Origin of the sequence: Streptomyces sp. NPDC051315, assembly GCF_044455165.1 — a bacterium.
Lineage (GTDB): Bacteria > Actinomycetota > Actinomycetes > Streptomycetales > Streptomycetaceae > Streptomyces.
In genome coordinates this window covers 122,327-137,393 of sequence record NZ_JBITEN010000019.1, presented here as the reverse complement: position 1 = coordinate 137,393, position 15,067 = coordinate 122,327, and the positions used below count along the sequence as shown (strand labels likewise).

The window sequence follows — 15,067 nt, the reverse complement described above, 5'->3', positions numbered from 1 at the left end:
GAAGGAGCCATGACCACGATCGATCTGAACGCCGACCTCGGCGAGGGCTTCGGCCGCTGGCAGCTGACCGACGACGAGCAGCTCCTGTCCGTCGTCACCAGTGCCAACGTGGCCTGCGGCTTCCACGCCGGGGACGCGGCCACCATGCGGCGGGTGTGCGAGCTGGCGGCCGAACGGGGCGTGACGATCGGCGCGCAGGTCTCCTACCGCGACCTCGCGGGGTTCGGGCGGCGCGCGATGGACGTGCCGTCCGCCGAACTGGCCGCCGAGGTGGCGTACCAGATCGGTGCCCTGGAGGTCTTCGCGCGGGCGGCGGGCGCGCGCGTGGCGTACGTCAAGCCGCACGGCGCGCTCTACAACCGCGTCGTGCGGGACGAGGAGCAGGCCGGTGCGGTGGTGGACGGCGTGCTCCTCGCCGACGCCACACTGCCGGTGCTCGGGCTGCCCGGTTCGCGCCTGCTGGAGCTGGCCGCCACGTCAGGGCTGCCGGCCGTCACCGAGGCGTTCGCGGACCGGGCGTACACCGAGGAGGGCACGCTCGTCCCGCGCACGCAGACCGGGGCCGTCGTCACCGACCCGGACACCGTCGTCGAACGGTCGGTGGAACTGGCCCGTTCCGGCACGGTCACCGCCGACACGGGCGCGCGCATCGGGGTACGCGCGCGTTCCCTGTGCCTGCACGGCGACACGCCTGGCGCGGTGGAGCTGGCCCGCCGGGTCCGCCGGCGTCTGGAGGAGTCGGGCGTACGGGTGGAGGCGTTCGCATGAGGGCGCTGCCCGTCGGCGAGGACGCCCTGCTCGTCGAGGTGGACTCGGGCGAGGAGGCCCAGGCCCTGCACGCGGAGCTGCTGCGGCGCCGCGCGGAGGGCTCGCTGACCGTCCGCGAGATCGTCCCGGCGGCCCGCACCGTCCTCCTCGACGGTCTGGACGATCCGGCGCGTTGGGTTTCCGAATTCTCCACCGCCGACCTTCCGCCCGCTCCGCCGTCCCCCCGCGAGGTGATCGAGCTGCCGGTGCGCTACGACGGCCCCGACCTCGCGGACGTCGCCGCCCACTGGGGCGTCCCGGAGCGTGAGGTGGCCCGTATCCACGCGGCCACCGAGTTCCGTGTCGCCTTCTGTGGCTTCGCCCCCGGCTTCGGCTACCTCACGGGCCTGCCGCCGCGCTACGACGTCCCGCGCCGGGCCACTCCCCGCACGGCCGTTCCGCCGGGTTCCGTCGCACTGGCGGGCCCGTACACGGGCGTCTACCCGCGCTCGTCCCCGGGCGGCTGGCAGCTGATCGGCAGCACGGACGCCGTGCTGTGGGACCACGCGCGCGTGCCGGCCGCGCTCCTGACACCGGGCACGCGCGTGCGGTTCGTCCCGGAGAGCGCCGCATGAGCGACCGCGCGCTCTCCGTCGTCCGCGCCGGCGCCCTCACCACCGTGCAGGACCTGGGCCGGCCCGGCCACGCCCACCTCGGCGTGCCCCGCTCCGGTGCCCTGGACGCGCCCGCGGCGGCGCTCGTCAACCGGCTGGTCGGCAACCCGGTCGACGCGGCCGTCCTGGAGACGACGCTCAACGGCTGTGCCGTACGCCCGCGTGCGGCGGTCACCGTGGCCGTCGGCGGCGCCCCCTGCCCGGTCACGGTCGACGGCCGGCCGGCCGCCTGGGGCGCGCCGGTGCGGGTGCCCGCGGGCGCGCTGCTGGACGTCGGGCCGGCGATCCGCGGAGTACGCGGCTACGTGGCCGTGACCGGCGGCATCGCCGTCGAACCCGTGCTCGGCAGCCGCTCCACGGACCTGCTCTCCGGTCTCGGCCCGGCGCCTCTCACGGACGGCACGGTGCTGCCCCTGGGACACGTCCTCGTCCCGCACACGCGCGTGGACGTGGCCCCGCAGCCGGCGCCTCCGGCGGAACTCGTCCTGCGGGTGACCCCGGGTCCCCGCGACGACTGGTTCACACCGGCGGCGCTCCGCACGTTCACCTCGCGCGCGTACCGCGTGTCGCCCGCGAGCAACCGCATCGGCCTGCGCACGGAGGGCCCCGCCCTGGAGCGGGCCCGCCCCGGCGAACTGCCCAGTGAGGGCATGGTGCTGGGCGCGGTACAGGTCCCCCCGGACGGCAGGCCGGTCGTCTTCCTGGCCGACCACCCGACCACCGGGGGCTACCCGGTGATCGGGGTGGTCCGCCCGGCCGACCTCCCGGCCGCCGCCCAGGCGGTACCGGGAACACCGGTCCGCTTCACGGCCGTACGCCGACGCTGAGCCGCAGACGCGCCGGTGGGAGCGGGTACGCCGCTGTTCAGCCGCATCCACGCCGGTGGCAGCAGGCCCGTACGCCGCCGTTCAGCCGCGGACATGCCGGTGCCAGCAAGGCCCGGCCGGGCGCCCTGCCGGCCGGGCCGTCGCAGTCGTGGGCGGCGGACTGGAAGCCGGCGGACCCGGACTCCTTCACCGTCTCGCCCGTCGGCACCCCGCGGTCGCGCGCGACCGCGGCGCTCACCTTCACGCCGATCACAGCCCACCACCGCCGCCCGCAGCCGCCGCCCTACGCCGCGCCCGGCTGCCGTTCCGCCACCGACACCGCGGCCAGCGCCGCCGACACCGCCGCGGCGGCCCGCAGGTCGAGCCGGGCGCTCGTTCCACGCGCGCGGTGCCGCATCTCGTCGGCGGCGAGCGCGAGCAGTTGCGGCAGCAGGTCGGTGCACCGCCGGGCCACCCAGCCGGTGCCCGCGGTGGCCAGCCACCACAGGCCGGCCGCCTTGGAGGGCGCCGGGAACTCCGGCTCGACCGAGGGCGGGGCGCCGGTCGCCAGGCCCGACTGTGCCAGCAGCGCGTGGAAGCGCGCCGCCAGCTGCCGGTGGCCCCGCTCGCCGGGGTGCAGCCGGTCCGCGCTCCACAGGGCGCGGTCCGTCAGCCACGCGCCCTCGGACGCGTGGAGGTGGACGGCCCCGTACCGGGTGGAGAGCGCGTGGACGACGGTGTTGATCGCCTGCTGCCGCCGGGCGAGCGGTCGGGCGAGGGCACCGGGCAGGCCCAGTATCGCGCCCGGGTCGGGCAGGCAGGCGGTGAGCAGGACCGCGCCCTGCCGGGTGAGGGAGCCGTACACCGTGTCGAGCCGGGTGGCGACGGCGTGGATGTCGAAGGTGCAGCGCAGGGTGTCGTTGACGCCGACCACGACGGAGACGAGGTCGGGCCGCAGCGCGAGCCCGGCCGGGAGCTGTCGCTCCAGGACGTCCCGCGTCTGCGACCCGCTGACCGCGAGGTTGGTGAACTCGACGGCTTCCCCGGTCTCCCCGCAGAGTCCGCCGGCGAGCAGCGCGGCCCAGCCCCGCCACCCGTCGCCCACACGGTCCCCGACTCCTTCGGTGAGCGAGTCCCCGAGGGCCACGAAACGGACGGGTCTCATCCGAGCCCTCCGGACACGAAGGGACGGGACACCGCCGTCACGTCACGCTCGACCGGACAGGACACCGCCGTCACGTCAGGCTCGGCCGGACAGGAGACCGCCGTCACGTCAGGCTCGGCCGCACGGGACACGGCCGTGACGTCAAGCTCGCCGGAAGGGGACGTGCCCGTCCCGTCGCTCACGGAGGACAGCACCGACCCGTCGCTCCCTGAGGAGGGGGAAGGCACCACCCTCTCGCCCGCCCCGGAAAGGAGCGGCACCGTCACCCCGCCCACCCCGGAACGGCGCGGCACCGTCACCTCATCCTCCGGGGAGCCGCACGCCACCGTCCCCTCACCCGGGCCAGAGCCGGACAGCACCGTCGCGTCGTGCGCCGCGAGGAACGCCTCCACCGCCGTCCCCCACCCGAAGCACTCCGCACGCGCGCGGGCCCCCTCGCGCCGTTCCACCACCGACCGCCCGAGGAGCGTCTCCACCGCGTCCGCGAAGGCCTCCCCGGTGTCGGCGGCGACGGCCCCCGCGGCCCCGATCACCTCGGGCAGCGCGGAGGAGGCACTCACCACCACCGGTGTCCCGCACGCCATCGCCTCCAGCGCGGCGAGCCCGAACGTCTCGGCCGGCCCCGGCGCCAGACACACGTCCGCTGACGCCTGGAGGGCGCCCAGCGCACCCCGGTCGGCGACGTGCCCCAGGAAGGTGACGGGCAGCCCGCGCTCGCGCGCCCGTTGTTCGAGACGGCCCCGCAACGGCCCGTCCCCGGCGACGACCAGCACCGCACGCCTGCCGCGCCGCACGAGGGCCTCCACGGCGTCCAGGGCCGTACCGGGCCGTTTCTCGACGGACAACCGGGTGCACGTGACCAGCAGCGCCTCGTCCACGCGCGCGTGGCGGGCCCGCACCCCGGCGTCACGCAGCGCGGGATGCCGTTCGGCCAGGTCGACGCCGAGCGGCGCCCGCACCACGTTCCGCGCCCCGATCCGCACGAACTCCCGCTCGGCGAACTCGGTGGTGCACACCACGCGCGCGTAGGCGTGCGCCGTACGGATGTTGAGCGCGTCGGCGGCCCGTCGCGCCGCGGCGTCCGGCACGCCCCAGGTGCGCAGCACACCGTCGGCGGTCTCGTGGGAGACCATCACGGCGGGCACCCGGGCCCGTCGCGCCCACCTGCCGGTCCACCGCAGCGTCGTACGGTCCGAGACCTCCAGACGGTCGGGGCCGAGCTCCTCCAGCAGGCGGGCGAGGCGCCGCTTGTCGGTGAGGACGCGGTAGCCGCCGGTTCCGGGCAGCAGCGGCCCGGGCAGGGTGATCACCCGCCCCTGCTCGGTGTCGCGGTCGCTCGCCCGCTCGCCGGGCACGATCAGGACCGGCTCGTGGCCTGCGGCGCGATAGCCCCGGCCCAGCTCGCGCAGCGCCGTGCGCAGCCCGCCCGAGGCGGGCGCGACGAAGTTGGCGAGCCGGACGATCCGCAGCGGCCCACCGGCTCCGGCGCTCATGCCGCCACCGCCGGACGGCGCGCGGCGAGCACGTCCGCGTAGTGGCCGATCAGCTGGTCGCCGACGGCGGCCCAGGTGCGCCCCTCCACCATGGCCCGCCCGGCGGCCCCGTAGGCCGTCCGCCGCGCGGGATCCGTGGCCAGGGACCGCACCGCGTCCCGCACGGCGGCGGCGTCGCGCGGCGGTACCAGCAGCCCGGTGCGGCCCTGGGCGACCAGGTCCAGCGGCCCGCCCGCGGCGGGCGCGACCACCGGGACCCCGCTGGCCATGGCCTCCTGCACGGTCTGGCAGAACGTCTCGAAGGGACCGGTGTGCACGAAGACGTCCAGCGAGGCGAAGACGCGGGCGAGGTCGTCGCCGGTGCGCCGGCCCAGGAACACCGCGCCCGGCAGCGCCTCCGTCAGCTGGGTCCGGCTGGGCCCGTCGCCCACCACCACGACCCGCACGCCCTCCAGGCCGCACGCCCCGGCCAGGAGCTCGACCTGCTTCTCGGGAGCGAGGCGCCCGACATAGCCGACGATCACCTCGCCGTTCGGGGCGAGTGCGCGGCGCAGTGCCTCGTCGCGGTGCCCGGGACGGAAGCGGACGGTGTCCACACCCCGGGCCCACAGCCTGGTCCGGGGAATCCCGTGCGTCCGCAGGTCGCGCAGGGCGGCGCTGGAGGGGGCGAGGGTGAGGTCGGCGGCGGCGTGGACGGACCGTATGCGCCGCCAGGCCGCGGCCTCGCCGGCGCCCATGTACGTGCGGGCGTATCCGGCCAGGTCGGTCTGGTAGACGGCGACGGCCGGGATGCCGAGCCGGGCGGCGACCGCCATGCCGCGGACACCGAGGACGAAGGGACTGGCCAGGTGGACCAGGTCCGCACGGTGGTCGGCGACGGCCACGCCGACGCGCCGGCTGGGAAGGGCGACGCGGACCTGGGGGTAGCCCGGGAGCGGAAGGGAGGGGACGCGGACGACGGGGCAGGGCGCCAGGGCGTCGGCCCCGGTACCGGTACCGGCCGCGGTGGCCGGCGCGACGACGAGCGGGAGGTGACCGCGATCCACGAGGTGCCGGGCGGTCTGGTAGGCGCAGTGGGCCACGCCGTTCACGTCGGGGGGAAAGGATTCGGTCACGATGACGACACGCATACCGGTGTTGTCGCCGCACTGGACGTGGCCGCGTCAACGTGGATCTTTCCGGACGACAAACGTCCCATGAGCGTTGCACCGCGCACCCTGGCAGGTCAGACGGTGTCCATGCCCACCCGACCCGCAGGTCGTCCGGTGTTCACCTGGCGGGCAGACCTCTGCCCGGACGATCACATGGTGGCCGCGTCCGTCGCGTCACCGGCGCCCCCGGTCCCGATCCGGCTGCGTACGGCCGTCTGGACCTCCGCCTCCTCGGCCGGGTCGGCGGCGAGCCGGCGCAGCCGTTCGACGACCCGGGCGTCGCCGGTCTCGGCGTGCCGGGCGGCGATCTCGCGGGTGGCCTCCTCGCAGTCCCACAGGCACTCGACGGCGAAGCCGGTGGCGAAGGAGGGGTCGGTGGCGGCGAGCGCGCGGGCGCAGCGCCCGCGCAGATGGGAGGAGGCGGTCTCGCGGTAGATATGGCGCAGGACGGGGGCCGCGCAGACGATGCCGAGGCGTCCGGCGCCGTCGACCAGGGTCCACAGGGTCGGCGCGTCACAGCCTTCGCCGCGTACGGCCTCGCGCAGGGCGCCGAGCACCAGGTCGCTGTCCCGGGTGCCGCCCCGGCAGGCCAGCATGCGGCCCGCGGCGGCGCCGAGGGCGTCGGGCCGGTGGGCCCAGCCGCGGGCGCGGTCGACGGCGGCGACGCTGCGCATGCGTTCGAAGGCGTCGACGGCTGCCTCGACGACGGGCGTCGAGCCGGTGGCCACGGCCCGTTCGATCAGGTCGAGGGCGTCGGGATCGTGACTGTCGGCGAGGTAGCGCAGGGCGGTGCACCGGGCTCCCTCGGTGCCGTCCTCGGCGGCCCGCACGATCTCCGGCCGGTCCTCGGGACCGGCCACGGCGGTGAGGCAGCGGGCGGCGGGGACATGGAGTGCGGCGCCTCGTTCGACGCCCTGCTGGGCCCATTCGAAGACGGCCTGCACGCTCCAGCCGGGGCGGGGCCCGGTCGGGCTCATCTGCCGTTGCCAGCGGTCGAAACAGCCGGTCTCCTGAGCGGCACGCACGCGCGTGGAGATGTACTCGCGGGGATCCTCGGCCCACAGCCGCCAGGGCCGTGGCTCGAACGCGTCCCGCACGGCGGCGGCCAGCTCGGCCTCGCCCTCGGCGTCGGTCCCGAACCGGGCCAGCACGGGTGCGGCCAGGGCGCGCAGGCCGGCGTCGTCGTCGCGCAGGGCGAGCTCGTCCAGGGCCCAGGCCCAGTTGGACCCCGAGGCAGCGTACCGGCGCAGCAGGTCGAGGGCGTCCCGTCTGCCGTAGGAGGCGAGGTGGCCCAGGACGGCCAGGGCGAGGCCGGTGCGGGACTCCTCGGTGTCGAAGACGTCCTCGACGTCGAAGAGGTGGGCCTCGATCTCGTCCAGCCCGCCGTTCAGGTCGAGGTAGAGACGGGCGTAGTAGAGGGAGCGGTTCTCCACCTGCCAGTCGTGGCGAGGGTCGCGCAGCACACAGTGGTTCAGTGCGGCGAGTGCCTCGGGGCGGGGAGCGGTGAGCGCGTGCAGTGTGCCGTCGCCGCGGCCCCGCTGGAGCAGGCCGAGCAGCGTACCGCTGGGCGCTATGACCGGATCGAACATGGGAAACAGCCTCACATCAAGCGTCGACGCAACCGGGGACGTGCATTACCTGGCCGCGTGACAACACGTCGGGGCGCCCGCCGTTTCCTGCTTGCTGTAGACCATCTTCCTCTGCCTCTCGTCGGTGGCCCATGCGGACCGCATCACGGCCCGCGCGGTGCGGCAACACCTGCCCAGCCATCGCGTCCGTGAATCACGACGTCATGATGACTCGGCAGCTCAGCCCGCCGCGACCGAAATTTCCGGCGGCCCCGTACCGCCTCCCCCGTGGTGGTCGATTTACCTGCTCAGGACTCTCGTTCTACCCGCTCAGGCCCGTCGGTGTCACTGCGTGCCGAACAGCTCGAGCAGTTCGGCCCGGGCGAACATCCGGGCCGTGTCGACGGCCGAGGGGGTGCCGGCGGCCGGGTCGGCGCCGGCTTCCAGGAGGGCCCTGACGACCTCCGTCTCGCCCTTGAAGGCGGCGCCGGCCAGCGGTGTCTGGCCTCGGTCGTTGATCCGGTCGGCGTCGGCGCCGCGGGCGAGCAGGGCCCGGACGGCGTCGGCGTGACCGTGGTAGGCGGCGAGCATCACGAGCGAGTCGCCGCGGTCGTTGGTGAGGTTGGCCGGAACGCCCGCGTCGACGTACGCCACGAGCTCGTCGGTCCGTCCCCGGCGGGCCAGATCGAAGATCTTGGTCGCCAGCTCCACGACCTCGGGGTCGGGGGCTTCGCTCATCGGCGGGACCGCCTCTCGTTGCAGCCGTTCAGGTGAATCGCCAGGGTACTGGCTCGACGGACACATGGCGGGAGCCGTCGGAGGCAAAGATCACCACCAGACCCGTTCGACGCAACTCCGCTGCTCAGGAGGCCCGTCAGGACTACCGCCACCAGGGGGAATTGCACCGAATTTCACCCAGTTGCACCTTTAATCGTATGGATTCATCCTGTGATCCTGGAAGTACTCATGGTGACTGTCCCCGCGAACCAGGAGAACTCACATGATCCTGTCCATCTCAGGCGTGGTCCTGCTCGGCATCATCGTCTTCCTCTTCTTCCGCAAGGACGGGCTGAAGGGGTCGCACGCCTGCATCTGCGCCCTGTTCGGCTTCTACCTGGCCAGTACGGCCATCGCGCCGAGCATCAAGGCGGGCGGCGAGAGCCTGGCGAGCCTCCTCGGCGGCATCAAGTTCTGACACCGCCCAGCCCGCCGTCCTCCCCCAAGGACCACGACAGCTCCGTCCGCGGGGGATCCCCACCGCCCGTACGCACCTCCAGGAGACAGCAGTGGTTCGGCGCCCCCTCCCCCGCATCCTGAGCACAGGCAGCGCGCAGATCGCCCGGAGCCGGGAGCTGGCCCGGACGGCGGCCGACAGCGCCACGGACGTCCTCCACCCGCTGATCACGATCACCCGCGGTCTGCGCCGGCTGGCCTCGGCCGGGCGGCGCAGGTGGGCCGAGACCCCCAAGGACAAGCACGGGCCGCTGCTGTTCCTGGTGGCCTCGGTGGTGCTGGTCGTGGCTCTCGTGCCGTACGGCCCGCTGCTCGCCGTCATCACGCTGATGGCGGCGGCGGCCTGGCAGGGCCGGGACCGCACCCCACCGGCTCCCGAAGGCCCCGACGAGTCGCAGGCCCAGCGGCTCCAGGCGCTGTACGAGGCCCTGGTCCCGTACTTCTCCACTGCGGAGGACCCTTCCCCCCTCTACGCCCACGGCGGAGCGTGGGAGAAGGCCTTCCCGTCCCACGAGTTCGACGGCTCGGGCCGGATCACCCACCTCGAGATCGCCTATCCGGCGTACTTCCCGGACGGCGAGGCCGAGGCACGCGCGCGGGTCGAGCACCTGCTGACGGCCAAGTCCGGCCGGGGCCGCGAGTACCACTTCGACTGGGACGAGGAGGACAGCACCCTCACCGTGACCGTCCTCGCCCCGCTCCCCACCGACATCGCCGCACAGCGCTTCGTGAGCGCGCCCGGCGAGACGGTCCTCGGTTTCACCGACCCCTCGCAGGTCCCGCGCACGCTTCCCCTCGACTTCGGTGAGGACCGGCGGGACGTCCCGCCGGTCGTCTGGCGCACCGGCATCCGCTCCACCGAACCGCACCTGCTGGTGGTGGGCCAGCCCAGCAGCGGCACCTCCACCCTGCTGCGCTCCATCGCCCTCCAGGCCCTCCAGTACGGCGACGTCCTCGTCGTCGACGGCGGCGGCACGGGCGAGTACGCCTGCCTGACCGGCCGGGACGGCGTCCTGGGCGTCGAGGTCGAGCTGGCCGGAGCACTGGCCAGCCTGGAGTGGGCGGCGCAGGAGACCGAGCGCCGGCTCATCGCCGCGAACCAGGCCCGGCAGGCGGGCCACCCCCCGCCGGACGACACCAGGCGCCCGCTGTGGATCCTCCTCGACCGCCCCACCGCGTTCACCCACCTCGCGGACGCGGACGACCGCAAGGACCCGCAGTCCCTCCTCCAGGTCCCCCTCCGGCACGGCCGCGCGGCGCACGTCACGGTGGTCGTGGCCGAACAGTTCGACAGCCTCGACGCCCTGAGCGACGCCGTACGCCAGCACACGCGCGCGCGTGTCGTCCTCGGCCAGGCGCCGGCCGCCCTGCTGGAGGCGGTCCTGGGCGCCCGTCCGCACACCACTGCCCCCGATCACGTCCCACCGGGGCGCGGCTACGCCCGGCTGGGCACCGGACCGGTGCACCGCCTCCAGGTGCCGGCGACGCCGGATCCGTACGACGACGCGACGAGCGACGCGCACCGGCAGGCGGTGCTGGATCTGCTGCCGCCGCGCACGACCCCGGCGGACGGGGAGTCACTGCCGGTGCCGGCCGAGGCCCTGGCCGTCGAAGGCTCGTGACAGGCGCGGAGACGCGGGCGGGTGACCTCACCCGCCCGCTCGCCGTCACCCGGCCTCAGGCGACGAACGTCCGCGGCCCCTCCGTCGCCCCCACGGTCCCTCCGCTTTGTACGATCCGTGCCGCCGCGGCCAGCCGCACCGCCGCCTCCTCGGCGACCGCGCCCCCCACGGTGAACGGCAGCCGCACATACCCCTCGAAGGCGCCGTCGACGCCGAACCGCGGCCCGGAGGGCACCCGCACACCCACCCGCTCCCCCGCCTCGGCGAGCCGCGACCCCGACAGGCCCCCGGCCCGTACCCACAGCGTCAGCCCGCCCTTGGGCACCGCGAACTCCCAGTCGGGCAGTTGCCTCCGGACGGCGGCGACCAGCGCGTCCCGGTTCTCCCGGGCCTGCCCGCGGCGCAGCTCCACGGCCTGCTCCCAGCCGCCCGTGCTGAACAGCCAGTTCACCGCCAGCTGCTCCAGCACCGGTGTGCCCAGGTCGGCGTAGGCGCGCGCGGCGACCAGGCTGCGGATGACGTCCGGAGCCGCCCGGACCCAGCCGATGCGCATCCCGGCCCAGAAGGCCTTGCTGGCCGACCCGACGGTGATCACCGTCGACCCGGCGGGGTCGAAGCCGCACACGGGACGCGGCATCGCGCCACCCTCGACATCCTCGTCGAGCCACAGCTCGCTCATCGTCTCGTCCGCGACGAGCACGGTCCCGGCCGACCGGGCCGCCTCGACGAGCCGGCGCCGCTGGTCCTCGTCGGCGAGCGCGCCGGTCGGGTTGTGGAAGTCGGCGACGACGTAGGCGATCCGCGGCGCGGCCTCGCGCAGGACCTGCCGCCAGCGGTCCATGTCCCATCCGGCGAGGCCCTCGGCCATCGCGACGGGGACGAGCCGGGCGCCCGCCTCCCGCATGAGCTGGAGGATGTTGGCGTAGGACGGCGACTCGACGGCGATGCGCTCACCGCGCCCGCCGAAGAGATGGCAGATGGCGTCGATCGCGCCCATCGCGCCCGTCGTCACCATGATCTGCTCGGGCATCGTCGGTATCCCGCGCGCGGTGTAGCGCTCGGCGATCATCGCGCGCAGGGCGGGCAGGCCCGCCGGGTAGTCGCCGTGCGTGTGCGCGTACGGCGGCAGCTCCTCCAGCGCGCCCTGCACGGCGCGGGTGAGCCAGGGTTCCGGCGCGGGCAGGGCCGCGCAGCCGAGGTCGATCATCGAGCCGAGGGCCTCGGGCGGCAGGGGTTCCAGGCCGCGCGCTGGGACCGGGTTGCCCGCCGGGACGGCCGTCCAGCTGCCGGCGCCGCGCCGGGACTCCAGGAAGCCCTCCGCGCGCAGCGCCTCGTACGCGGCCGCGACGGTCGTGCGGCTCACGGACAGGGACAGCGCCAGTTCCCGCTCGGCTGGCAGCCGGGCGGCGACGGGGACCCGGCCCTCCAGGACGAGCAGCCGGATGCCGTCGGCGAGCGCGCGGTAGGCGGGCGGCCGGCGCGTCCCGGGGCCCGCCGGGCGGTCCTGCTGCGACGTGAGCAGCCGTGCGAGCTGCGGGGCTCCCACCGCGGAGGTCCACTGCGCCATGGTTACCAGTCCACCTTCCTGGAATTGGCCATGGATGACGTTTGCTTCCAAGCCACAGAGTGTCACGTGTCAGGCCACCACCACCACCGGGGGGACCTCCTTGTCCGCGACGCCGCCCATCGACAGCCCACCTGAAGACACCTCACCTAAGGACGGCCCGACGACAGACAACCCGGCGGCAGGCGGCCCACGCGAAGGCAGCGCCTCCGGGAGCGGTCTCCCCCGCCGGCTGGTCCAGCTCTACGCAGGCCTCGCGCTCTACGGCGCGAGCTCAGCCCTGCTCGTACGGGCCGGCCTGGGCCTGGAGCCGTGGAATGTGCTGCACCAGGGTCTCGCCGAGCTGACCGGCCTGTCGATCGGTGTCGTGTCGATCGTGGTGGGCGCCGTCGTGCTGCTCCTGTGGATCCCGCTGCGCCAGCGCCCCGGCCTCGGCACGGTCTCCAACGTCTTCGTGGTGGGCCTGGCCATGGACGGCACGCTCGCGGCGGTCCCCGACGCGCACGCCCTGACCGTGCGCGTGCCGCTGCTGGTGGCCGGCATCGTCCTCAACGGTGCGGCGACCGGCCTCTATATAGCGGCCCGTTTCGGGCCGGGGCCACGCGACGGGCTGATGACGGGGCTGCACCGGCGCACCGGCCGCTCGATCCGCGTGATGCGGACGGCCGTCGAGGTGGCGGTCGTGGTCACGGGTTTCGCCCTCGGCGGCACCATCGGCCTCGGCACACTGCTGTACGCGGTGTCGATCGGCCCGCTGGCCCAGCTCTTCCTGCGGGTGTTCGCCGTCCCCGCGGCATCCGGCGGCAGCACGGTCGTTGCCGCCGGGTCACCCCAAGGGGCGATACTGCGTCCGTGACCACCCTCGTACGCCACCCGTATCTCGACCATCCCGGGCCCATCGCGTTCGCGCACCGCGGCGGGGCCGCGGGCGGTCAGGAGAACACCGTGGCGCAGTTCCGGCGGGCGGTCGACCTGGGGTACCGCTACATCGAGACCGACGTGCACGCCACGCGGGACGGCAAGCTCGTCGCGTTCCACGACGCGACGCTGGACCGGGTGACCGACGGCGTGGGCCGCATCGCCGACCTGCCGTGGGCGGACGTACGGCACGCGCGCGTGGGCGGCAAGGAACCGGTCCCGCTCTTCGAGGAGCTCCTGGAGACCTTCCCCGAGGTGCGCTGGAACGTCGACCTCAAGGCGGAGCCGGCGCTCCACCCCCTGCTCAACCTGATCGCCCGCACGGGCGCCTGGGACCGCGTCTGCGTCGGCTCGTTCTCCGAGGCCCGCGTGACGCGCGCCCAGCGGCTGGCCGGGCCGCGCCTGGCGACGTCGTACGGCACCCGGGGCGTGCTCAACCTGCGGCTGCGGTCGTGGGGTGTGCCCGCGGCGCTGCGCCGGTCGGCGGTCGCCGCTCAGGTGCCCGAGGCCCAGTCGGGCATCCAGGTCGTGGACCACCGCTTCGTCCGCGCCGCCCACGCGCGCGGGCTGCAGGTGCACGTGTGGACGGTCAACGAACGGGATCGTATGCACCGGCTCCTGGACCTGGGGGTCGATGGCATCATGACCGATCACATCGACACGTTGCGCGAGGTCATGGAGGACCGGGGCGCCTGGGTCTGACACCGGTCGGCCGCGCCGGCCCCGTCGGCGGACCGCGCGCGGCGACTGCAGCGGGGAAGCGAGGGCACGGGTGGGCACCGATACCGTGCGGACGGCGGCGTCCGACGACGCCGCGGGGCGGCGGCGGGAACAGCGCGGCTGGTACTTCTACGACTGGGCGTGCTCCGTCTACTCGACGAGCGTGCTCACCGTGTTCCTCGGGCCGTACCTGACCTCGGTCGCCGAGGAGGCGGCGGACGCCGACGGGTATGTGCACCCCCTGGGCATCCCGGTCCGGGCGGGCTCCTTCTTCGCGTACTCGGTGTCGCTGTCGGTGATCGTGGCGGTGCTGGTGATGCCGCTGGTGGGTGCGGCGGCCGACCGCACGGGCCGCAAGAAGCCCCTCCTGGGAGCCGCCGCGTACGTGGGCGCCGCGGCCACGACGGGCATGTTCTTCCTCTCCGGCGACCGCTACCTGCTCGGTGGGCTGCTCCTCGTGGTGGCCAACGCGGCCCAGTCCGTGGCGATGATGCTGTACAACTCCTACCTGCCCCAGATCGCGCCGCCCGAGGAACGCGACGCGGTCTCCTCGCGCGGCTGGGCCTTCGGGTACGCGGCGGGCTCACTGGTCCTGGTCGTGAACCTCGGCCTGTACCTCGGCCACGACTCCCTCGGTCTCTCCGAGTCCACGGCCATGCGGATCTGTCTGGCCTCGGCCGGCCTGTGGTGGGGCGGTTTCGCCCTCGTCCCGCTGCTCAGACTGCGCGACCGCCCGTCGGCCGCCCGCGAGGCGGCGACCGCACCCGGCCTGCGCCAGCTGGCGGCGACGATCCGCGACATGCGCCGCCATCCCCTGACCCTCGCCTTCCTCCTGGCCTACCTCGTCTACAACGACGGCATCCAGACGGTGATCTCCCAGGCCTCCCTCTACGGCTCCGAGGAACTCGGGCTCGGCCAGTCCACCCTCATCGGCGCCGTCCTGCTGGTCCAGGTGCTGGCCGTCGCGGGCGCGCTGACGATGGGCCGTCTGGCCCGCAGGTACGGCGCGAAGCGCACGATCCTCGGCTCCCTGGTGGCGTGGACGCTGACGCTGGGCGCCGGGTACTTCCTGCCGGCCGGGGCGCCCGTCGGCTTCTTCCTGCTGGCGGCCGCGATCGGCCTGGTGCTCGGCGGCAGCCAGGCGCTGTCCCGCTCCCTCTTCTCCCACCTCGTCCCGCCCGGCAAGGAGGCCGAGTACTTCTCCGCGTACGAGGTGAGCGACCGCGGGATGAGCTGGCTGGGCCCGCTGCTGTTCGGTCTCACCTACCAGCTGACCGGGAGCTACCGTGACGCGATCATCTCCCTGGTGATCTTCTTCGTCCTGGGCTTCGCGCTGCTCGCGCGGGTTCCGGTACGACGGGCGATCGGCGACGCGGGGAACCCGGTACCGGAAAGGATTTAGCGCT

General features: G+C 74.5%; 13 protein-coding genes and 1 pseudogene. 8 read left to right on the top strand and 6 right to left on the bottom strand.

The annotated features are described in order from the left end of the window. Nucleotides 1-9: 9 nt before the first annotated feature. Genes ACIBBD_RS30820 through ACIBBD_RS30810 form a run of 3 tightly spaced genes read left to right on the top strand, consistent with a single transcriptional unit; the run spans nt 10 to nt 2,248 of the window. Nucleotides 10-768: a LamB/YcsF family protein gene (locus tag ACIBBD_RS30820; protein ID WP_399422842.1), complete on the top strand. Its 759-nt coding sequence runs from the start codon at nt 10-12 to the stop codon at nt 766-768. Continuing rightward, nucleotides 765-1,382: an allophanate hydrolase subunit 1 gene (locus ACIBBD_RS30815; protein WP_399422841.1), complete on the top strand. Its 618-nt coding sequence runs from the start codon at nt 765-767 to the stop codon at nt 1,380-1,382. The genes ACIBBD_RS30820 and ACIBBD_RS30815 overlap by 4 nt, the downstream gene beginning before the upstream one ends. After that, entirely contained in the window at nt 1,379-2,248 is an 870-nt protein-coding gene (locus ACIBBD_RS30810; RefSeq protein WP_399422840.1) for a biotin-dependent carboxyltransferase family protein, read from the top strand. The genes ACIBBD_RS30815 and ACIBBD_RS30810 overlap by 4 nt, the downstream gene beginning before the upstream one ends. 283 nt (nt 2,249-2,531) lie before the next feature. Here the strand turns inward: ACIBBD_RS30810 and ACIBBD_RS30805 are convergent, their stop codons facing one another. From ACIBBD_RS30805 to ACIBBD_RS30785, 5 genes and pseudogenes are all read right to left on the bottom strand, one after another. Next, nucleotides 2,532-3,392 (bottom strand): SGNH/GDSL hydrolase family protein, encoded by an 861-nt coding sequence (locus ACIBBD_RS30805; protein WP_399422839.1) that lies wholly within the window; start codon nt 3,390-3,392, stop codon nt 2,532-2,534. A gap of 341 nt (nt 3,393-3,733) precedes the next feature. Then, nucleotides 3,734-4,885, bottom strand: a pseudogene (locus ACIBBD_RS30800) (glycosyltransferase); the annotation flags it as partial. Continuing rightward, nucleotides 4,882-6,015 (bottom strand): glycosyltransferase family 4 protein, encoded by a 1,134-nt coding sequence (locus ACIBBD_RS30795; RefSeq protein WP_399422838.1) that lies wholly within the window; start codon nt 6,013-6,015, stop codon nt 4,882-4,884. The gene ACIBBD_RS30795 and the pseudogene ACIBBD_RS30800, both read right to left, overlap by 4 nt. Nucleotides 6,016-6,185: 170 nt before the next feature. Continuing rightward, on the bottom strand, nt 6,186-7,625 hold the full coding sequence (locus tag ACIBBD_RS30790; protein WP_399422837.1) for a HEAT repeat domain-containing protein: 1,440 nt from the start codon (nt 7,623-7,625) through the stop codon (nt 6,186-6,188). A gap of 324 nt (nt 7,626-7,949) precedes the next feature. Continuing rightward, nucleotides 7,950-8,342, bottom strand: coding sequence for an ankyrin repeat domain-containing protein (locus ACIBBD_RS30785; RefSeq protein ID WP_399422836.1), 393 nt, complete (start codon nt 8,340-8,342; stop codon nt 7,950-7,952). 262 nt (nt 8,343-8,604) lie between these two features. Between ACIBBD_RS30785 and ACIBBD_RS30780 the strand changes: the two genes are divergently transcribed. Then, entirely contained in the window at nt 8,605-8,799 is a 195-nt protein-coding gene (locus ACIBBD_RS30780; RefSeq protein ID WP_399422835.1) for a hypothetical protein, read from the top strand. 91 nt (nt 8,800-8,890) lie between these two features. After that, on the top strand, nt 8,891-10,459 hold the full coding sequence (locus tag ACIBBD_RS30775) for a hypothetical protein (protein ID WP_399422834.1): 1,569 nt from the start codon (nt 8,891-8,893) through the stop codon (nt 10,457-10,459). 55 nt (nt 10,460-10,514) lie between these two features. Here the strand turns inward: ACIBBD_RS30775 and ACIBBD_RS30770 are convergent, their stop codons facing one another. Beyond that, nucleotides 10,515-12,026: a PLP-dependent aminotransferase family protein gene (locus tag ACIBBD_RS30770; RefSeq protein ID WP_399422833.1), complete on the bottom strand. Its 1,512-nt coding sequence runs from the start codon at nt 12,024-12,026 to the stop codon at nt 10,515-10,517. A 34-nt stretch (nt 12,027-12,060) separates the two neighbouring features. Here ACIBBD_RS30770 and ACIBBD_RS30765 point away from each other — a divergent pair, with 34 nt between their 5' ends. The 3 genes from ACIBBD_RS30765 (at nt 12,061) to ACIBBD_RS30755 (ending at nt 15,063) form a co-directional block, all read left to right on the top strand. Next, nucleotides 12,061-12,879, top strand: coding sequence for a YitT family protein (locus ACIBBD_RS30765; RefSeq protein WP_399422832.1), 819 nt, complete (start codon nt 12,061-12,063; stop codon nt 12,877-12,879). After that, nucleotides 12,876-13,643, top strand: coding sequence for a glycerophosphodiester phosphodiesterase (locus ACIBBD_RS30760; protein ID WP_399422831.1), 768 nt, complete (start codon nt 12,876-12,878; stop codon nt 13,641-13,643). The genes ACIBBD_RS30765 and ACIBBD_RS30760 overlap by 4 nt, the downstream gene beginning before the upstream one ends. A 70-nt stretch (nt 13,644-13,713) precedes the next feature. Next, entirely contained in the window at nt 13,714-15,063 is a 1,350-nt protein-coding gene (locus tag ACIBBD_RS30755) for an MFS transporter (protein WP_399422830.1), read from the top strand. The last annotated feature ends 4 nt before the right edge of the window (nt 15,064-15,067 follow it).